Source organism: Longibacter sp. (assembly GCF_051155795.1).
Taxonomy (GTDB): Bacteria; Bacteroidota; Rhodothermia; order Rhodothermales; family Salinibacteraceae; genus Longibacter.
The window spans coordinates 21,512-39,912 of the sequence record NZ_DAXETW010000096.1 but is presented as its reverse complement, the minus strand read 5'-3'; the positions used below and the strand labels follow the sequence as shown (position 1 = coordinate 39,912).

The 18,401-nt window shown below is 61.2% G+C and carries 18 protein-coding genes; 7 read left to right on the top strand and 11 right to left on the bottom strand.

Annotated features, from left to right (window positions below; genetic code table 11):
* The 4 genes from ACFCU0_RS10500 to ACFCU0_RS10485 form a co-directional block, all read left to right on the top strand.
* A partial coding sequence (locus ACFCU0_RS10500; protein WP_434973620.1) for a cbb3-type cytochrome c oxidase subunit I occupies window positions 1-672 on the top strand: 672 nt, incomplete at its 5' end.
* A gap of 164 nt (window positions 673-836) precedes the next feature.
* Window positions 837-1,565, top strand: coding sequence for a cytochrome c oxidase subunit 3 family protein (locus tag ACFCU0_RS10495; protein WP_434973619.1), 729 nt, complete (start codon window positions 837-839; stop codon window positions 1,563-1,565).
* Window positions 1,566-1,610: 45 nt separating this feature from the next.
* Window positions 1,611-2,078 carry a cytochrome C oxidase subunit IV family protein gene (locus ACFCU0_RS10490; protein WP_434973618.1) on the top strand — a complete coding sequence of 156 codons (468 nt, stop codon included), beginning with the start codon at window positions 1,611-1,613 and terminating at the stop codon, window positions 2,076-2,078.
* A 179-nt stretch (window positions 2,079-2,257) separates the two neighbouring features.
* Complete coding sequence (locus tag ACFCU0_RS10485; protein ID WP_434973617.1) at window positions 2,258-2,569, top strand: hypothetical protein; 312 nt, start codon at window positions 2,258-2,260, stop codon at window positions 2,567-2,569.
* An 87-nt stretch (window positions 2,570-2,656) separates the two neighbouring features.
* On the opposite strand, the gene ACFCU0_RS10480 is transcribed toward ACFCU0_RS10485, so the two are convergent.
* Entirely contained in the window at window positions 2,657-3,271 is a 615-nt protein-coding gene (locus ACFCU0_RS10480) for a 5'-methylthioadenosine nucleosidase (protein WP_434973616.1), read from the bottom strand.
* A gap of 185 nt (window positions 3,272-3,456) precedes the next feature.
* Here ACFCU0_RS10480 and metF point away from each other — a divergent pair, with 185 nt between their 5' ends.
* Window positions 3,457-4,413: a methylenetetrahydrofolate reductase [NAD(P)H] gene (gene metF, locus ACFCU0_RS10475; protein WP_434973615.1), complete on the top strand. Its 957-nt coding sequence runs from the start codon at window positions 3,457-3,459 to the stop codon at window positions 4,411-4,413.
* Between the two features lie 179 nt (window positions 4,414-4,592).
* On the opposite strand, the gene hpf is transcribed toward metF, so the two are convergent.
* From hpf to ACFCU0_RS10435, 8 genes are all read right to left on the bottom strand, one after another.
* Window positions 4,593-4,904 carry a ribosome hibernation-promoting factor, HPF/YfiA family gene (hpf, locus tag ACFCU0_RS10470; protein WP_434973614.1) on the bottom strand — a complete coding sequence of 104 codons (312 nt, stop codon included), beginning with the start codon at window positions 4,902-4,904 and terminating at the stop codon, window positions 4,593-4,595.
* Window positions 4,905-5,025: 121 nt separating this feature from the next.
* Window positions 5,026-5,493 carry an rRNA maturation RNase YbeY gene (ybeY, locus tag ACFCU0_RS10465; RefSeq protein WP_434973613.1) on the bottom strand — a complete coding sequence of 156 codons (468 nt, stop codon included), beginning with the start codon at window positions 5,491-5,493 and terminating at the stop codon, window positions 5,026-5,028.
* Between the two features lie 117 nt (window positions 5,494-5,610).
* Window positions 5,611-5,988, bottom strand: a complete 378-nt coding sequence (locus ACFCU0_RS10460; protein ID WP_434973612.1) for a cold-shock protein — start codon at window positions 5,986-5,988, stop codon at window positions 5,611-5,613.
* A gap of 701 nt (window positions 5,989-6,689) precedes the next feature.
* Complete coding sequence (locus ACFCU0_RS10455) at window positions 6,690-9,644, bottom strand: glycosyltransferase family 117 protein (RefSeq protein ID WP_434973611.1); 2,955 nt, start codon at window positions 9,642-9,644, stop codon at window positions 6,690-6,692.
* Window positions 9,645-9,725: 81 nt separating this feature from the next.
* Window positions 9,726-10,433, bottom strand: coding sequence for a TlpA family protein disulfide reductase (locus tag ACFCU0_RS10450; protein WP_434973610.1), 708 nt, complete (start codon window positions 10,431-10,433; stop codon window positions 9,726-9,728).
* 64 nt (window positions 10,434-10,497) lie between these two features.
* Window positions 10,498-11,169: a 16S rRNA (cytidine(1402)-2'-O)-methyltransferase gene (gene rsmI / locus ACFCU0_RS10445; RefSeq protein WP_434973622.1), complete on the bottom strand. Its 672-nt coding sequence runs from the start codon at window positions 11,167-11,169 to the stop codon at window positions 10,498-10,500.
* 52 nt (window positions 11,170-11,221) lie between these two features.
* Window positions 11,222-12,679, bottom strand: a complete 1,458-nt coding sequence (locus ACFCU0_RS10440; RefSeq protein ID WP_434973609.1) for an LptF/LptG family permease — start codon at window positions 12,677-12,679, stop codon at window positions 11,222-11,224.
* Between the two features lie 113 nt (window positions 12,680-12,792).
* The gene (locus ACFCU0_RS10435) at window positions 12,793-13,989 is read right to left on the bottom strand and encodes a 4-phosphoerythronate dehydrogenase (protein ID WP_434973608.1); all 1,197 of its coding nucleotides are present in this window, start codon (window positions 13,987-13,989) and stop codon (window positions 12,793-12,795) included.
* Between the two features lie 340 nt (window positions 13,990-14,329).
* Between ACFCU0_RS10435 and ACFCU0_RS10430 the strand changes: the two genes are divergently transcribed.
* On the top strand, window positions 14,330-15,031 hold the full coding sequence (locus ACFCU0_RS10430; protein WP_434973607.1) for a hypothetical protein: 702 nt from the start codon (window positions 14,330-14,332) through the stop codon (window positions 15,029-15,031).
* A gap of 252 nt (window positions 15,032-15,283) precedes the next feature.
* On the opposite strand, the gene ACFCU0_RS10425 is transcribed toward ACFCU0_RS10430, so the two are convergent.
* Complete coding sequence (locus ACFCU0_RS10425) at window positions 15,284-15,922, bottom strand: outer membrane beta-barrel protein (protein ID WP_434973606.1); 639 nt, start codon at window positions 15,920-15,922, stop codon at window positions 15,284-15,286.
* Window positions 15,923-16,492: 570 nt separating this feature from the next.
* Between ACFCU0_RS10425 and bshA the strand changes: the two genes are divergently transcribed.
* Window positions 16,493-17,650, top strand: a complete 1,158-nt coding sequence (gene bshA, locus ACFCU0_RS10420; protein WP_434973605.1) for an N-acetyl-alpha-D-glucosaminyl L-malate synthase BshA — start codon at window positions 16,493-16,495, stop codon at window positions 17,648-17,650.
* Window positions 17,651-17,691: 41 nt separating this feature from the next.
* Here the strand turns inward: bshA and ACFCU0_RS10415 are convergent, their stop codons facing one another.
* Window positions 17,692-18,333 (bottom strand): MBL fold metallo-hydrolase, encoded by a 642-nt coding sequence (locus ACFCU0_RS10415; protein WP_434973604.1) that lies wholly within the window; start codon window positions 18,331-18,333, stop codon window positions 17,692-17,694.
* Window positions 18,334-18,401: the final 68 nt, after the last annotated feature.

The following is an 18,401-nucleotide window of genomic DNA, read 5'->3' as shown; positions in this document are numbered from 1 at the left end:
ATGCTCTACGCCCTCAGCTTCCTGTTCCTGTTCACGATCGGCGGATTCACCGGCATCATGGTCGGTGTCCTGGCCGTGGACGTGCACCTGCACGATACGTACTACGTCGTCGGGCACTTTCACTACGTGATGATGGGCGGTTCCGTCATGGCGCTTCTCGGGGGCATGCACTACTGGTGGCCGAAGATCACCGGGCGCATGTATAACGAGACGCTCGGCAAGATTGCCGTCTTCCTGATCTTCGTGGGGTTCAACGCCACGTTCTTCTCCCAGCTCGTGCTGGGGGCGAAGGGCATGCCGCGTCGGTACTACGACTACGTCGACCGTTTCGAGGCACTCCACCAGGTCTCAACGTACGGCTCGTACGTCCTCGCCCTCGGACTCTTCATCGTGCTCTTCTACGGCGTCTACTCGATGTTCTTCGGGCCGAAGGCCCCCGCGAACCCGTGGGCCGCAGCGACGCTCGAATGGACGAACGTGGCCGCCCTGCCGGATCCGCACAATTTCGTTCGGACGCCGCTCGTGACGCGCGGTCCCTACGACTTCCACCTGGCCGATGAGGTCTTTGGAAGTGGCGACGGTGTCGGCGACGGGCAGGCGGCCAGCCTCGACGTGCCGCAGGCCGCCCCGGCGGCTCCCGAGCCGTCGGAAGAAGCGCCGCAGAACGCGTAACGTAAGGCGCCAACAGACCGCGGCGTGCGCGAGGATGCGCGCCGCGGTTCTCTCACTCAGCCGTGCCGGCATCCCCCGCGGATGACGTTCCGGGCCATGCCTCCGTACAGGCGACGAGCCCGATCGGTGAATGCCGGCCTTTTTATCGCTAGACCGCAAGATTCATGGCAACGGATACCACGACCGACACGCCGGCCGCTCCGGCTCAGACGGAGGTGGATCTTCACGACGAGGAACACCTTTCGCACCTGCAGCATCACTTCGTTTCGTCCGAGCAGCAGTTCGATTCGGCAAAGCTCGGCATGTGGCTTTTCTTGATCACGGAGGTGCTGCTGTTCAGCGGCATGTTCGTGGCCTACGCCGTCTTCCGACAGTGGCATCCCGAAACGTTCGCGGTGGCGAGCCAGACGCTCGACTGGCAACTCGGCGGCCTGAACACGGTCGTCCTCCTCGGCTCATCGTTCACCATCGCGCTGGCGATTCATTTCATCCAGAAGGGGGAGGCGATGAAGTCCTTCTGGCTGCAGATCGGCACCATCGCGTTGGCCGGGGCCTTCCTGGTTGTCAAGTATTTCGAGTACACGTCCAAGTTTGAGCACGGCGTCTTTCCCGGTGCGATGTTCGACCCGCACGGCGTCGCTCACGGTGTGGATTACGGGGCGCTCGCAAGTTACGCCTACGCCCCTCAGTTCTTCAGCATCTACTTCGTGATGACGGGCATCCACGGCTTCCACGTCGTGGTCGGTATGATCCTGATCGGGTGGATCGCCAGCCGGACCTACCGCGGCCACTTCAGCAGTGAATACTACACGCACATCGAGCTATCGGGGCTGTACTGGCACCTGGTGGACCTCGTCTGGATCTTCCTTTTCCCGCTCCTCTATCTCGTGTAGCGGCAGGCCCCTCCGTTCGCTACGCACCGACCCAAGACGTTCCCTATGTCGCACGATTCGCATCACATCATCCCCTTCAAAACGCTGGCGACGGTCTTTGGCGCCCTGATCGGCCTGACCGTGCTGACGGTGGTCGCCGCCGCACTCCCGCTTGGCCCCCTGGATATGCCGGTCGCCATCCTGATCGCCGTGGTCAAGGCATCGCTGGTTGTGCTCTACTTCATGGCGCTGAAATACGACAAGCCGGTCAACTCGCTGACGTTTTCCGTCGGCACCCTCTTCGTCGTGATCTTCATCACGTTCACCCTCTTCGATACGGCGTTCCGCGGGGACCTGGGAGACGTCTCGTCGCAGACCGTGGATGAAATCAACCGACAGGAAACCGAAGCCGGGGAGCGCCAGCAGCAGTTCACGCCGGAGCAGATGGCCGTCAGCCCGGCCGACTACGAGGCCCTGCAGAATAATGGTTCGGCCGCGGATACGACGAATGCAGACACCGCCGATACGGAATAACGAGACGGCGGCACGCCTGGATGTCGATCCCGCCGTTCATCAGTATCGATCCCGTTATTCGGGGACCTGACGCGCTCATGATGCATATACGATGAAGACAGGTGACGATACGGTTGCCACCTGGCGGGACGGTTACCGGCCCGCGCTCACGCCGCCGCTGCCGGAGTACTACGACGCCCATGCCATTGCTCTTCTTTACCATCCTCGGCCCAATCATCGTGTTTCTGCTGCTCTGGGTCGCAGCGACGGCATATCGCATCTATTTTCCCGAACAGCCGCTCCCCTTCGAGCGCGACCCCGTCGTGTTGCGGGAAAAAGCGCGGCGGGCCGGGCAGAGCATTCCGGTCGGCATTCGCGAGATCCGGGCCGATCAGCGGCGCCAGAAACGAAAAGACGCCCAGGTGCTGTCGCCGGAATACCACTACTCCTGGGGAGGATCCGACGGCTTTCCGGATGCGTGGCGCGATGACCTGTGGCGCCGCCGGAATTAGCGACCTCGGTTTCAGGAAAAGAACAACGAAAAGACGCCGGCATCCGCCATGGGGCCGGCGTTTTCGATGCGCGCCTATGTCCCTGGGTCACGTCCACGCGTCGTCGGCGAAGACGTCCTGCTGCAGAAAAGAAGCAATGCGAGCGTGAGCGGCTGATCGGTCCTCCAGGAAAGAGTCACGATCGACGCCGGCCTGGCTCGTCACAACCTTTGCAACGTGACACGGCACGCCGTGCTGGGCCGCTACGTAGGCGACGGCGTAGCCGGAGGTGTCCGACACGTCGGCGATGCGCTGCCAGTAGGAGCCGTCTTCCGGATCGCCGATGTCGTGATCCTGGGTGACGACCGTCCCCGTCGTATCCGTCTCGAAAGGGCAGTCGAGCGGCATGCGTGGATAGGTCGGTGCGTTAAGGTGCACGCGATCGCCTTCCAGCACGAACGACGCCCCGACCAGTGTCCCCACATCCACGGCATCGGTGAGCGCCATGCAGGTCCCGATGTGCAGAATCCGGTCAAGGTCGTGCTCACGCATAAGCCGTTCTGTGTTCAACGTTGCCTTGATTTTACCTACGCCGAGAATGGACGCAACGGCCGGACCGACGCTGATTACGTCGCCCTCCGACAGCTGTTCAGCACGCATACTGACCACAGCTTGAAGGAAATCGTCTGCTTCTTCCGGCGTTGTAAACACTAATCCAGTCATCGAACACCCGGTGAGTTAAAAGGTATGAGACTCGCATATTTATCGATGCACGCACCGTCTCGTCGTGTTTTCAGAGAACGGCTGTGTACTCCGGTCCGCGAATGGGACCGGTGAAGGCCTGTCGGCCGACCACGATCCCCGGCGGGTCGTCAACTAAACCAATGAATGGTTGAAAGTCACGTCGCATGAAAGTCATCGAGCATCTGGAGCGCGCCAACAATCCGCTGATCTCCTACGAGATCATTCCGCCGAAACGTGGCGGTTCGGCCGAGCAAATGTTGAGCGTCGTAGAGAAGTTGATGCCCTACGATCCGCCGTTCATCGACGTCACGAGTCACTCGGCGGAGGTGTCTTACAAGCAGATGCCTGATGGGGCCTGGCAGCGGTGCGTAAAGCGAAAGCGACCGGGAACGCTGGGCCTATGCGCGGCGATTGAGGCGCGGTTCGATATCGACACCGTCCCGCACTTGCTGTGCCGCGGTTTTACACGGGAGGAAACGGAAGACGCCCTCATTGAGCTCAATTACCTGGGCATCGACAATGTGCTCGCCATTCGGGGAGACGATAAGGGCTACGACAAAACGATTCCCAGCGACCGGTCGCAGAATGAGTATGCGATCGATCTCGTCCGCCAGATCCGGGCGATGAACCATGGCGAGTACCTCGAAGACCTGATGGAAGCTGCCCCGACGGACTTCTGCATCGGTGTTGGAGGCTACCCCGAGAAGCATTTTGAGGCGCCGAATCTCGCGTGGGACATCATGCACCTGAAGGAGAAGGTGGACGCCGGGGCGCACTACGTCGTCACGCAGATGTTCTTCGATAACGAGAAGTACTTCGACTTCGTCGACCGGTGTCGCGACGTGGGGATCGACGTCCCGATCATTCCCGGACTCAAGATCATCACGAGCAAACGACACCTGCGTTCGCTGCCGCGGTACTTCCACACCGACATTCCCGAAGAGCTTGCCGCAGAAATTGAGGCCGCCGATCCCGAGCATGTCGACGATGTTGGCGTCGAATGGGCTTTGCGTCAGACCGAGGAGCTAATGAGCGCCGGTGTGCCTTGCACACACTTCTACATTATGTCCAGCGCGGATACGGTCAAGCGGATCGTCGAGCCGATGCGCGAAATGGCATAGCGCCGTGCGTTTGCGCAGTGTCCCCGATTCTGAGCCAAGCGTCGCGGCATAGGGAGCGACGACGGATGTTGCAGGTCCAGACGCTGTAGGTTCAGGCGCAGCACACCACGTAAAACGCCCGCGGATGGTGATAAAGCCATTCCCGGGCGTTTCGTACGTTCGAGGACGTGTCTCCAGCTCTAATGTGCATCGCGCTTCTTGCTGCGAAGCTGAGACTTGTATTTCTCAAGTTGCCGACGAAGCTGGTCCACGCAGCTGTTCACGGCCTGCTCGTACGTGGATGCGGAGTTTTCCGCCGTCAGACGCTTCTGATAGACGTCGATGTTGATTTCGACCTGCTTCTCCTGCGCAGGAGAGTTGTCTTCCCCGAGGATAATGTGGGCACTTACGATCCCATCGTAGAACTTCTCGAGCTTCGCCGCCCGTTTCTCTGCGTACTCTTTCACGTGATCCGTGACGTCGACGTGCCGAACCGTGATCTGCGTATTCATATTCCTGAAACGGTTGAATGAGCAAGGGACGTAAGCTCGAACGCTCCGGGCACGGAAGCACGGGCGTCAGAGGACTGTACACATTCCCGAGGCCGGCGCAATGTTTCGACGCGAATGAAAATCAGGCCTTGTCCGCGTCTACGGATCCGAGTCCAACGTGCTGCAGGTATTCATCCTCCAGCTTGTGCATCTTCTGATTGCCTGATGCCGTACCGTCGTCGTAGCCGACCAGGTGTAGCAGACCATGCGCGACATAGCGGGCGACTTCAACTTCGTACGAGGTGTCGAACTCGTCATGCCGCTCGGCCGCGGTGTCGAGGTCGACGTACACCTCGCCCTCGACCGCCTCATCCGTCTCGGCGAGAGAAAAGGACAGTACGTCCGTGTTGTAGTCGTGGTCGAGATACTCCCGGTTCAGGCGACGCACGGTCTCGTGGTCTGCACAAACGACGCTTACGTGCCGCAGGGATCGTCCTTCACCGTCCAATACCGTGTGCACGAGATCGGTGAGTCGATCGGTGTCCACGGTTCGAGAATCGTGGGCGAGGACGATCGATACGGGCTCGTCGTACGTCGGGGCGTCAGTCATGAACGGTCGGGGGGAGGCCAGAGTGTTGTCGGCGGTACTTCACGTCCGGCCGTCGGACAGGTTCGATCGCGGGAGCCCTCCCGTCCAAGCGCAGGCACGTTTGCTCCCCGGAGAGCCTCAGAACGCTGGGGTCGCGCCTTCGTCAGGAGCCTCGTGATCCGGTTCCTGCTCCAGGTTTCGCTCTGGTTCCGGCTCGTTGTCTACAGGTTTTACGTTTTCGAGAGCGGGTGCTGGCGAATCGATGGTCTCGACGTCTGGGGCATCACCTCCGTCTTCCTCCTCATCCAGAGCCCGAACGTTGACGGCGTGCAGGCCTTTCGGTCCGTCATTCATTTCGAACTGAACCGATTGACCTGTTCGGAGGGTTTTGAAATCGTCGTCGGAGTCGATTTGGGAGTAATGGATAAAGACGTCGTCTCCACCATCGGGGTGGTTGATAAAACCGTAGCCTTTCTTGGCGTCGAACCACTTGACCGTACTGTGCTGAATTGTCATGTCTGAGCCTCCACATAGTCGAAGCCCGATACAGCGCTCCTTCCTCCGTCCATACGCAAACGTCGGCAGCGAACGCTACGCGTCAGCGTCGCGGCCGGGACGGGCCACGCAGGCGACGGTCGGGGTCAGACGTCTTCGCTCGCTCAGGAGGCGGAGAGATGGAGCCGGAAATCAGGCGTCGATTCAACGGACTTGCGAGGGATTACTGGCGCAGGGAGCCGTCATGTCCACTACAGCTCCAGTCCCTGCACCCCGAATTGGGGAGCACCACGGCACATGACATGCTTCATCAAAAAATATAGACGCCGGTTCGCTACCCTGTCAAGGTCTCGAAGGAGCGAATAACTACGTTTCAGGTAGGTCTACGGCTCATCTTTGTCGCATCCGGTCGACACGCCCGACAATCGGAGATACCATGAAGTGTTCAGAGTGATCATATTCTGAATCCGCTCCGATTCCCTTCTAAAGATACATAAATTTAACGATTCTCGACGATTCAACAGCCTATCAGGGAAAATCCTGCCGTCTCCTCGACCGCATAACCCTGCTATCACGGTGGGCCTGTGGTCTGTTTTTGTGCGTAAAACGAAAAAGCGGAGGATGAGCCGAAGCTCACCCTCCGCGATGGGGCTGCGAGTCGTCGAACGGCAGTGTCGACTACGAGGTGCGATTTATCGCCATGCGTTGGAGGAATCCGTCCATTACTGTCGGGGTTCGCTCTCCCCGGGCGCAGGTGCATTGGGCGACGGGGCGTCGGGCATCTGCCTGTTGCCGCCCGGCGGAAGCAGTTCCCGCGGCATCCGGCTGCTGTCATCCCCACCGGAGAGACCCAGCATCTGACGCTGGCGGTCGGAGAGCGCAACGTTCGCATCGGCGAGAGCCTGTTCGAGGCGCTCGTCGAAGGACGTCAGCGCATCCTGCATCCCGGCGTCCCGGTACGCACTGCGGATGGATCCGGCGTACTGCAGGGCGTACGTCATGGACCGTCGTGCACCGCTTCGAACCTCGTGCATGACGACACGCTCAGACTCTTGCATGACACGGATCGCCCGGTCGTTCGCTCCGGCCACCTCCAGCGCCCGGGCCATCAGCACGAACGTCTGGATGTCGCCGGCAACGGTGGAGAAGGGGACCTGGTCGACGAAGTTCGTCAGGAGGCGACGGGCCCGGTCAGGATATCCCTGGCGCGCCAGCTGTTCCCCGGCCTGGGAGAAGCTGATCCGGTAGCCGTCGATCATACGACGGGCGTTCTCATTCAGGTAGAGGTCCGGGTCGGAGAGGTTGGTAAACCGGAAGGCGTTCATCCGCTCCTCCGTGAGTCCCGGCACCGCGCGACCGATGGCGGCTCCGCTTCGGACGGGTACCACTCGGTTGGCCTGCCCCTCCAGCTGGAAGTACGGATCCAGGTTGAGAGTACCGTCCCGTGCGACGGTGGTGGCGAAGTAAATCGGGCGCTGCCACCCCTGCTCCGCGGCCGTCCGGATCATGTTGTAGGCGACGAGGTCGGCTACCTGAAGGACGCGTACGTCCCGACCGTAGGCACGACCTTCGAGGCGCCACGACATGGGGCGCTCAATCGTGAGGGAATCCGGTGTCTTTTCTGCCAGATACACGTCGCTGAACCGGTTGGCCGCGTTCTGCTGGACGGGAATCTGCACCGTCCGCGGGTCGAAGCGCGACGGCCGGAGGTTGTTGATCTGCTGCTCCGACATGGAGATCGGCAACGGTTCGGACTCGTACGCCGCCTCGTTCTTGAGCTGCTCAACATACCAATCCGTATTCAGGAGCGAGAGATTTGCCACGCGCACATCGGTACGGATGCCTTCGACCTCCTGCAGGTACCAGAGCGGATACGTGTCGTTGTCCCCGTTCGTGAAGAGGATGCCGTCCTCGGCCACGCTGTTCAGCATGTTGTATGCGTAGTCACGCGCAACGAAGTTGCCGGACCGGTCGTGGTCGTCGTAGTTCTCGTACGTCATCCAGAGCGGGACGGCGGCGAACAGTGCGAGACCGACGCCCGTCATCACTCCGGCGCGCTGCAGGCTCTTGAGGCTGTCGCGCACGGCGTCGTACGCCAGTTCCAGGATTCCGCCGGCACCGATGCCGACCCAGAGGGAGAAGGCAAAGAAGCTCGCCACGTAGGCGTAGTCACGCTCGCGCGGCTGATTCGGTGTCTGGTTCAGATAGATGATGATCCCGATGCCCGTCACGAGGAACAGGGTGAACACGCTGAACGCCCGGCGCCAGTCTCGGCTGGCGTGGTAAAAGGCACCGAACAGCCCCAGTAACAGCGGGAGGGCAAAGTAGACGTTGTGTGACGCTTTTTCACTGGGCGTTTGTCGGAGCTGCGTGTCGGGTGGATCGATGAAGGAAATGCCGGTCACGGCGGGGGCGTCCTGCACGTCGCTCTGCCGTCCGGAGAAGTTCCAGAGGAAGTATCGGACGTACATGTGGCCGACCTGGTATTCCCAGAAAAACTCCCAGTCGGAGTCGTACTGGTCATACACGCGCCAGTGCGACTGGCTGATCGAGTGACGCCGTGGAAACAGAACGGGATCGGCTTCGTCGTCGCGAGGGACGACGCCTCGCTCGTCGTTGTACGTCATCCCTGTAAGCAGGGGCGTGGTTCCGTACTGCTCACGTTCCAGATACGACACGAAGCGCTCCGGGGTGTCGGGGTCGTTCAGGTCGATGTGCGGTTCGGTGGCGCTGCGAATGAAGATGAGTGCGTACGTGGAGTAACCGACCAGGATCACTGTCAGGCACAGGAGCGCTATGTTCGCGACCTGCATTTGCCGCTTGTGCGTGACGTAAAGCCCGCCGGTGACGACGAGTACCAGGAAGAAGACGGCGAAGAGCGGCGACCCGACTGCCCCGATGTATTTCGGGACGTAAAGAATGACGCCCGGGTAGATCGTGAAGAACACGACCGACGCCAGCGCCCCGGTGACGACGATCATCCGGAGCCGTTTTTGAGGCGTCCAGTCCGGCTTGTCGTACTCGGTAAAGAAGATGATAAGGGCAACGAAGAAGAACGCCAGCAGGTTGAGCAGGTGCACGCCGATCGCGAGTCCGAAAAAGTAGGCGATCAGGACGAGGTACCGGTTGGCGCTCAGGCCGAACGGATGCTTGCCGCCGGCGAGAAGCCGTTCCTCCGCCTCGGCTTCGTCACTCCAGCGCATGGCGAGGTACACCACGAGCGCCGTGAAGAACATCGACAGGGCGTAGACCTCGGCCTCGACGGCATTGAACCAAAACGTGTCCGTGGCCGCGAAGGTGAGGGCACCGATCACCCCGCTCCCGAGCCCGACGACGCGCTGCTCCGGCGTCCACGTCGACGGCGTTCCATGCCATCGCCGAACGAGCCGGAGAATGATGAGGTGTGTGAGCAGGACCGTCCCCGCGCTGGACAGTACCGAGATCATGTTCACGGCCAGCGCGACGAAGTCCGCCGGGACGAACATGGAGAAGAGGCGTCCCATGAGCATGTAAAACGGCGCCCCGGGAGGGTGCATCACCTGGAGCTTGTACACGCTGGCGATAAATTCGCCCGCATCCCAGAACGACGTCGTCGGGGCGACGGTCAGCGTGTAGAGCACGAGAGCCCACGCAAAGACGAAGCCGGCGGCGATGCGGTCAGTCCACTTCCAGTTCATTCTGTCGGATTACCAAAGGGGAGAAGGCAAAGCGGCGAGCCGAAAGGCCCGCATGTGGTGACAGGGGTGAAGAGGGCGAACCTACCAGTCCGCCCGGGTGTTATCAATCAATTGCTGGATCGTGGCCATCTTCATCTCGCCGTAGTTCATGGCGAAAGCGAGTTCACCGTTCTGATGGAAGATCCAGGTAGACGGGCTCCAGGTAAAGGGGAGCCCGAGGAACTGTCGGCGTCGGAGGTCCTCGTTGTCGCTCGGCCCCGTGTCGGGGAGCGTGAGCATGGACACGCGGTCCGGTATGTCGTATTTGTTGAGGACGGACGCACCACTCTCTCCGTCATTCCAGATGGTGATAAACACGAAGTTGACGTCCGGATTATTGCGGACGAGGTCTCCCCAGCCGTCAGCCAGTTCGTTCCGGGCATTGGGGCACCAAGGGGCCCAGAAGTGAACGACGTGGATGCCGGCCGACGTCAGCATCTCGCGCACCTCTTGTTCAGCCGCGGTCGGAGCGGGGGCAGTGAGTGCGGGGCGCGGCTCCGTTACATCCTGCAGGGAGTCCTGCGATGCCGTTGTTTCCGTGGCCCTGCCGAGGTCGACGTCTCCCATCGGACAGGCGTCGCCGTCATTCTCCGATGCTGCGGTGTTGTTTTGGACGACGCGGGTGTCCGTTCGGGCGGCCGGAGCATCGGCGTCCTGCCCGGCGACCGGTGCGCCAGAAACCAGAACGACGGCAAGGAGCGCGACCAGGACACGGCCGGGCACGAGGCGCCTTAGAGATCGGTGAGTCATTGAGGGGACGGGCATCGAAGGCAGAAAAACACGGATCTTCGTGGAGCGGAGAGAGGATAGCGCATCAGACATCCGCACCGCCAAGGACGATAACGATCTCTCCCCGGATGTTTTCATACCCGGCAAAATACGATAGCACCTCTTGCAGCGTTCCACGACGCACCTCCTCGTAGGTCTTCGTGAGTTCGCGGGCCACGGCGACGGGACGATTCGGTCCGCAGTGATCGATCAGTGCGTCGAGCGTTCGGAGAAGCCGGTGCGGCGACTCGTAAAACACGACGGTTCGGGGCTCCTGCGCGATGGACTTGAGGCGGGTCTGCCGGCCCTTCTTTTTCGGGAGAAAGCCCTCGAATACGAACCGGTCGGACGGGAGCGCGCTGGCCGTGAGGGCCGGTACGAAGGCCGTCGGGCCTGGAAGCGCGCTGACCTCGATGCCTGCCTCGCGAGCGGCTCGCGCAAGGTAGAACCCGGGGTCGGAGATGCCCGGCGATCCGGCATCCGTAATCAGGGCAATCTGGTGCCCCGCACGCATCCGCTTCACAAGGTGGGGTGCTTTGTCACGTTCGTTGTGGTCGTGGTATGACGTGGTGGGGGTGTCGATACCGTACTTCGACAAAAGGACGCCGGAGGTGCGGGTGTCTTCGCAGGCAATCAGGTCCGATTCGCGCAGAACACGAACGGCACGGATCGTAATGTCTTCGAGATTCCCGATTGGGGTGGGGACGAGGTAAAGCACCGGAAGCGAGCTGAGGAGACGGGCGACGGGCGATGACAAAAAACAGGCGATGTCAGGAACGGCTGAAGATCGATTTGATCCACAGCCAGAGGCGCGTGCGCAGGGGCGGGGTGGCGCGCAGGTCGAGGATAACGTACGTTACCAGCCAGAGGCCGACGACGACCATGATGGCGTTTGCGATCCACATCCCCACCCAGGGCTCAAGGAGACCTCGGTCCGCCAGCTTTTCCCCCTGAACGAGGGTCACCCAGTAAAACATGAAGATGCCGAGGGCGACGGCACCGATCGTAGCGAGTCCACCACGACGGATGCTGAGCCCCAGCGGTGCGCCGATAAACATAAAGATGAGACACGCGACCGCGATCGAAAACTTCTTGTAGATCTCGACGCGGTACCGCTGGATGCGCTTCGTTTTCCATTCGAGCGTCCGCGACGCGCTGCGTGCGCTGGACTGGGCCGAGCGGGCTTCCTGGAGGGCGTTTCCGGCGACGACGTGCTGCTGCGATGCCGTTAGTCCACGAAGGCCGGCGTAGGGCGTGGGCACGGCGGCGGTGTCGAGCGCGGTGGCATTGGCATCCGTCGCCGGGTTGCGCGGCTCCGGGAGGTCGCTGAGCGACAGGTCGGGATCCAGCCGAATATAGTCGACCAGGTTGGAGTGGAGGCTCACGATCTGAGAGTCGCGCTGAGTGGCCAGCGAATCCACGATATGGACCATCGTTGATGTGGGCATCGTGCGGTCCGAGCGCCGATCCCCTTCCTCGGACCGTTCAAACACGAACTCCGAAAGGTCCAGTCGTAGCTGGTGCCGGTCGAACGACAGCCGTTCATACCGGGATGTCCGCTGGCCGCTGCCCGGCCGCGGGCGGTGCATCTCTCCATTGAAGAGGATGAGCGTGATGCTTTCCCCGGTCGCGCTCGGTTGAAGGCGACCGTGAGACGCCTTGATGACGGCCTGCTGATTCCGACCCTGCGTGTAGTCGTAGATCGTAACGTCGTACAGCCGGTTCGTGCCCTCCGGGCGGTCGCCGACGAGAATGCTGTAGTCGTCGACGCCGCTGTAGAATACACCGGGTTGCAGATCGAACCCCGGCCGTTTCGTCCGGATGTCCTTCCAGAGCAGGCTCGCCCGGTGGTTCGCTTCCGGAAGCATGATGTTGTTGAAGTACATCATTCCGCCGGTGACCAGGAGTCCGACGATAAGCGTCGGCCAGATGAGCTGGGAGAAGGAGATGCCGGTGCTCTTGATGACGGCGTAGTACTGCGACTCGGCGAGGCCCCCGAACGTCATCAGCGCGGCCAGGAGGACGGACATTGGAACCGCCAGCACGACCATGTACGCCAGGTTGTACACGATCAACTCAAGGATGACCGTGACGGGAATGCCCTTTCCTGCGATTTCCGGCAGCCAGCGAATTAAGAACTGCATGACCAGCAGGAACATGAGCGTACCGAGCCAACCGAGGAACGGGCCGGGCAGTCGGCGCAGAATGATCCAGTGAAGACGCTTCACGAGCGATCGAAGGACGGGGGAGGGACACAGCAGGACGTGAACCTCTGAGCCCGGATGCTGTTCGGGCCGGGTCCGGCATCGCGCTTGAGCGGTGCAACGAATCCGTACGCGTTCTATGCATCGGCCAAGTTGATCCGGAGACCGTCGCGGACGGCGTCGTGCAGCGCCCCGGGGACCGCCGATCGGGCGACGGACTGGACCTGCATTTCGCGTCGCCGCGGATACGTCTTTCGGAGATGGCTGAAGAAGGCCCCCTGCTCCGCGTCCGGCACGTCGAGGATGCCTCGGAGCCGGCGGTGATCTCCTCGGACGTCACAGGCCGCTTCCGCCAGGTGAACCAGGTATTCGGTTCTGGGGAGACGCGCATCGGGAGGGGAGAGGCGCAGATCAGCCGGGTGGGTCGGTGCCACGGTGGCCTCTGGAGACCACGCCGGTGCGACCCCAAGGAACTGGCAGAGGGCCCGGTACAACATGGCCGTGCCGCGCACCTTGCCGTCGTACGCGTAGCCGGCGACGTGCGGCGTTGCGACGTCGACCCGGCGGAGGAGGGACGTGTCAGGCGTCGGTTCATTTTCCCACACGTCCAGCGCGACCGCACCGATGGGGCTGTCTCCTTTCTTGAGCCGGTGTAGCAGCGCGGCGTTGTCCACGACGGCGCCTCGCGAGGTGTTGATGAGCCAGGTGTTCGGGCGGAGTCGATCCATCACGTTGCCGTCAATGAGGTGATGGGTTGGATGTCGCCCGTCGACCGTGAGTGGCGTATGTAGGGACAGGACGTCTGCGGCATCTACGATATGATCTAGCGAGACGTAGGCATGGTCTGTCCCGTTCTCTTCGGCGTCCTCGGCCAGAGGGGGATCGTTCATGAGCACGGAGGTGCCCAGTTCGCGAAGGCGCCGGGCGACCCGCGAGCCGGTATTGCCGCAACCGATGACGCCGACGGTGCGAGCCTCCAGGTTGGCCTGCCGCCGGCTGGCCAGGTGAAGCGCGATCGTGACCACGTAATCCGCTACGGAGTCCGCGTTGGACGCAGGGGCATGGGCAAAGGTGATGTTGCGATCCACGAGCCACGCCCGGTCGACGTGGTCCGTGCCGATCGTGGCCGAGCCGACGAACCGGACCGGCGTTCCGGCCAGAAGGTTAGCGTCGACCTGCGTGACGCTGCGAACCAGCAGAACGTCTACCTCCTGCAGGTGCTCACGTGAGATGTCGCGACCGGGCCGCGTCGTGACGGATCCGAACGTCTGAAACGCCTCCCGTGCGAGCGGAATGTTTTCATCCGCGAGAAGAGAAAGTGAGGGGGTAGACATAAGAAGTGGAGTACGGGAGAAAGCGCTTTTTTCAATTTATAAGATTCACCAGACCACAATAGATCCTGGAATTGCCCCGTAAACACTTTAAAGACGGCAGGAACGAAGCATCAAGAGATGGGGAAGGTCGTGTCAAGATCCGTCGCGGGGCTTCTCCAAAGCAAATCAACACATGGAGTTACATAAAATCGACCGCGGAAACCTGCCAATAGAGCACTCGTTGACCGGTCCGAACTTGGAAACAGGGCGTAGTGCGTAAGTGCCTAATTTCCAATACCATACGGCGTATTTGTGTTGTGTCGGGCGCCGTTCGCAGATTGTTGAACAACTGGTAAACCGCATGAGCTACCGCGCTATTCTTTTCGGCCTGTGTGTCGTCATGGTCTTTTCGGCCGCGAAGGTTTCGACCCTCGCGTTTGACGAGCCAGGCACGTCGTCCTCCGTTCAGGCTGCGTCCTGGATGGCTTCGTTCTCCTCCGTGGCGTCGGCTGCACCGCGTTCGATCACGGCGGCGGACACGTCGGGGTCGACGTATGAGCTGTTGAGCGCGATCTACGGCTACTCGCAGTATACGCCCGAGCAGAAGGCGTCGCTGCCCTCCATTGACGAAGCGACCCTTTGGCTCGCCCGCTGCATCTACTCGGAGACCAAAATCCCCCATGAGCAGGAGCTCGTGGCATGGGTGGTCCGTAATCGGGTGGAAACGGATTTTCGGGGCCGGTCGACCTACCGGGGCGTGGTGATGGATCCGTATCAGTTCAGTGCATTCAATCCCAACTCGCCGAAGCGCTCGTTCTACATGAACCTGACGCCGGAGACGCAACTTCCAGGCTGGCAACAGGCGCTCACCATTGCGCACTATGTCCGCCGGGCGGATCCGGCATATCGGCCGTTCTCCATCAAGACGCGCCACTTCTTCAGCGAGGTCTCAATGCCTAACAATCAGTTCCCGTACTGGGTGCAGCAGCGGGAGCACGTATCGCCGGGCTGGAACTACACGGTGGACTCGCGTCGCTTCCGGTTCTACGAAAAGGTCTCGTGAGCGGACGACGTCCATGCGAAGCATCATGATATCGCCGGTGCCGGCTTCTCGCCGCGCACCGGCGTTTTCTTGTTGCGGTCATGACGCCGGACCGGGATACTGCGGCCGCGACGTCGATGAACCAGCTATACACGTAGCGGCCGGCCCTTCGGCGTGCCGAACCGGGGGAGACAAAAAAGTGGGTACCCGGACGAGAATCCAGGTACCCACCATGCCGCACACGTGAATCGTGCGGGGAATGTCATCTGCAGACTAGAACAGGACGTTGACGCGCAGGCTGAAGGCGCTGAATTTCGGGCTTTCCGAGACCTCAACGGCGTCCGTATCCACATACTCCGAGATCCCGAACTCGTAGCGAAGCTCCGGCTGCAGTTTAAACGGGACCGCGGGCAGGGCGACCTGGACGCCAACACCCACGTTTGCAGATAGCGAAACGTCCTCGGTGAAGTCGTCGAAGTCGTTATCGTTGAAGCCCTCCACGTTGGAGCGCGGGATCGTAAGCATCGGGCCCGCGAGCACGTACGGCGTGATCACCGGCGTGGTGAGGACGTTGAGGCGGACGTCAACGGGGACCTCAAAGGTCGATATGTCGACCGTTCCGGCAGCCGAGCCCACGGTTGTCGATCCGAACTCGTAGGTACCGACTTTCCGGTAGAAAAAGCCGGGGCGAATATTGACGGGGCCGAATCCGGCATCGTACACGACGCCGATGTGGTAGCCCGTCGAGTTCTCGAAGTTGGCCTCCGTGCTACTCGTGCTGATGTCGTCAGAGGATTCGAAGTTCAGCCCGCCGGCAATTCCGAACTGGGCCTGCGCGGGAGCAGCCCCGAGCATCAGGACGACGGTGAGGGCGAGAGTGGACGAAGCGATTCGTGTAAGCAGATCGCGCATGGAGCGGGGGAGATTAGGGAAGAGATCAGGAAAATGAGACGTATGCCGTGCGAACCGGGCGATCAATGAACGACCGGCTTCGCACGGCGAAGAGGCCTCACGGATCTTACGTATCTGTTGTTCACTGTACGAGCCGCACACTCCGACCCCAAAGTCACAGGCGGATTATTACATTCATAACCTGTTTGGCGGATGTATTTCAAAGAAGTACGTTCAGCCGTTCATGCGTACTCATAGGCGTGACGGTTATCTTATAACACCGACACGGTCGTCACGGTGCTGAACATCAATCGAGCCCCGTGTTGCAAGCGTCGCGGGGACCGACTGTCGGGAGGTCCGTACCTTTGGAGTGCCGAAGGCTGTCCGCCAAACAGGATCTCACTGTCTCGCATCCGCCTCGGACGTCCGCCGACTGCACTGTCGCGTATAAGTTACGGGTGCGTGACCCCGACGGGCGCCGGTTGTCCGGAACTCCATCGCCGCTCCGCAACCTGCCTACGCGCGATGAGTTGATGGCACCGACGGCTCGTCCGGCCGCATTTCATCGATCGCTTCAGGTTCCAGCATCCCATGAAAATCGGCATCACCTGTTATCCCACGTACGGCGGAAGCGGCGTTGTCGCCACCGAACTCGGCAAGGCTCTCGCCTCCCGTGGCCACGAGATTCACTTCATTTCGTCATCGATGCCGTTCCGGCTCTCGCACATTGCCGGCAACATTTTCTTTCACGAGGTTAACGTTCAGACGTATCCGCTCTTCGAGTACCCGCCGTACACGCTGTCGCTGACCAGCAAGATGGTGGACATCGCGAAGCACGCCGGGCTCGACGTCATGCACGTGCACTACGCCATTCCGCATGCGACGAGCGCGGTTATGGCTAAGCAGATTCTAGCCACCGAAGGCGTACATGTGCCCGTCGTCACGACGCTCCACGGGACCGATATCACGCTGATCGGTCAGGACCCGTCGTTCGCGCCCGTGGTCACGTGGTCGATCAACGAGTCGGACGGCGTCACGGCCGTGTCTAACTACCTGCGCCAGGAGACCTACGATCACTTCGAGGTCAACAACGGCATCGAGGTGGTGCCCAACTTTATCGATACCGAGCGTTTTCACCGCCAGAACAAAGAGCACTTCAAGCAGGCGCTTTGCCCCAACGGGGAGAAGGTGATCGCGCACGTCTCAAACTTCCGCCCGGTCAAAAACGCCCAGCAGGTCGTCGAGATCTTTCATCGCCTACGTGCAGACGACCTTCCCGTGAAGCTACTGCTCGTTGGCGACGGCCCGGATCGCGTTCCGGCCGAGCACAAGGCCCGCGACCTGGGCGTGTACGACGATATCCGCTTCCTCGGGAAGCAGGATCCGGTCGAAGAGATCCTGTCGATTGCCGACGTTTTTCTGATGCCGAGCGGCTCGGAGACGTTCGGCCTGGCAGCGCTGGAAGCTATGGCCTGCGACGTACCGGTTGTGGCCAGCAACGTCGGCGGCTTGCCGGAGCTGGTCGTGGACGGGGAAACTGGATTTCTCTGTGAGCTGGATGACATCGACGCATTCGAGGCGGCCTGCCGCCGGCTTCTCGTCGACGACGAGTTGCATCAGCGGATGTCGGCGGCCGCTCGATCACGTGCGGAGGACACGTTCGACATCAGCCAGATTGTGCCGCTCTATGAGAAATACTACCAGCAGGTCCGGGAGAATACGCTGGAGTCGGCCGGGTCGTCCGCCTGAGCCTGCCCTCGCATGGAGCGACCCGGAGAAGAGGGGCGCGCTCACGCGTCGCTCAGGAATGGGTTCTGGCGTCGCTCTCGCCCGATCGTTGTCTCGGGCCCGTGTCCGGGGTAGATCGTGACGTCATCGCCGAGGGGGAGCAGCGTGTCGCGGATCGATGCCATGAGCTGTGGCATGGACGTCTGCGGGAGACCCTGGGTTCGTCCGATCGAATCCTGAAAGAGGACGTCGCCCGTGATTGCCTGCCGGCTTTCCGCGTCGACGAAGCAAATCGAGTCGGGGGAATGGCCCGGCGTGTGCAGGACATCGAGCGTGACCGAGCCGAACGATACGGCGTCGCCTTCCGCTAGAAACGACGTTGGCGCAGACGGCGGCTCAATCTGCACGCCGAAGGCGGTCGCCTGCTCAACGGATCGCTCGATGAACGGAACGGCGGCTTCGTGCATTTTGAATGCGTCGTCGAACCGGTCCTCGAAGAACGAGCACCCGAAGATGTGATCGATGTGGGCGTGCGTCAGCAGCAGGTGGACGACGGTCAGGTTGTTCTCCTCCAGAAACTTCGCCACCTCCTGTTTCTCGTTGTCCGCCGCACAACTCGGGTCGATGAGGACGGCCTCGCCCTGATCATGGCAGACGTAGCAATTCGTCATGAACGGGTTGTAAGTAAACGACTGGACCTTCATGGAGGCAGGAAGAGGCGTGTGTGGGAGGAGGTCAGGGATACGGATCGGTAAACCGACAATCCGTACGA

Coding starts and splice junctions, on each gene's coding strand:
- ACFCU0_RS10495 (WP_434973619.1), top strand. CDS start 837: ATGGCAACGGATACCACGACCGACACGCCGGCCGCTCCGGCTCAGACG.
- ACFCU0_RS10490 (WP_434973618.1), top strand. CDS start 1,611: ATGTCGCACGATTCGCATCACATCATCCCCTTCAAAACGCTGGCGACG.
- ACFCU0_RS10485 (WP_434973617.1), top strand. CDS start 2,258: ATGCCATTGCTCTTCTTTACCATCCTCGGCCCAATCATCGTGTTTCTG.
- ACFCU0_RS10480 (WP_434973616.1), bottom strand. CDS start 3,271: ATGACTGGATTAGTGTTTACAACGCCGGAAGAAGCAGACGATTTCCTT.
- metF (WP_434973615.1), top strand. CDS start 3,457: ATGAAAGTCATCGAGCATCTGGAGCGCGCCAACAATCCGCTGATCTCC.
- hpf (WP_434973614.1), bottom strand. CDS start 4,904: ATGAATACGCAGATCACGGTTCGGCACGTCGACGTCACGGATCACGTG.
- ybeY (WP_434973613.1), bottom strand. CDS start 5,493: ATGACTGACGCCCCGACGTACGACGAGCCCGTATCGATCGTCCTCGCC.
- ACFCU0_RS10460 (WP_434973612.1), bottom strand. CDS start 5,988: ATGACAATTCAGCACAGTACGGTCAAGTGGTTCGACGCCAAGAAAGGC.
- ACFCU0_RS10455 (WP_434973611.1), bottom strand. CDS start 9,644: ATGAACTGGAAGTGGACTGACCGCATCGCCGCCGGCTTCGTCTTTGCG.
- ACFCU0_RS10450 (WP_434973610.1), bottom strand. CDS start 10,433: ATGACTCACCGATCTCTAAGGCGCCTCGTGCCCGGCCGTGTCCTGGTC.
- ACFCU0_RS10435 (WP_434973608.1), bottom strand. CDS start 13,989: ATGTCTACCCCCTCACTTTCTCTTCTCGCGGATGAAAACATTCCGCTC.
- ACFCU0_RS10430 (WP_434973607.1), top strand. CDS start 14,330: ATGAGCTACCGCGCTATTCTTTTCGGCCTGTGTGTCGTCATGGTCTTT.
- ACFCU0_RS10425 (WP_434973606.1), bottom strand. CDS start 15,922: ATGCGCGATCTGCTTACACGAATCGCTTCGTCCACTCTCGCCCTCACC.
- bshA (WP_434973605.1), top strand. CDS start 16,493: ATGAAAATCGGCATCACCTGTTATCCCACGTACGGCGGAAGCGGCGTT.
- ACFCU0_RS10415 (WP_434973604.1), bottom strand. CDS start 18,333: ATGAAGGTCCAGTCGTTTACTTACAACCCGTTCATGACGAATTGCTAC.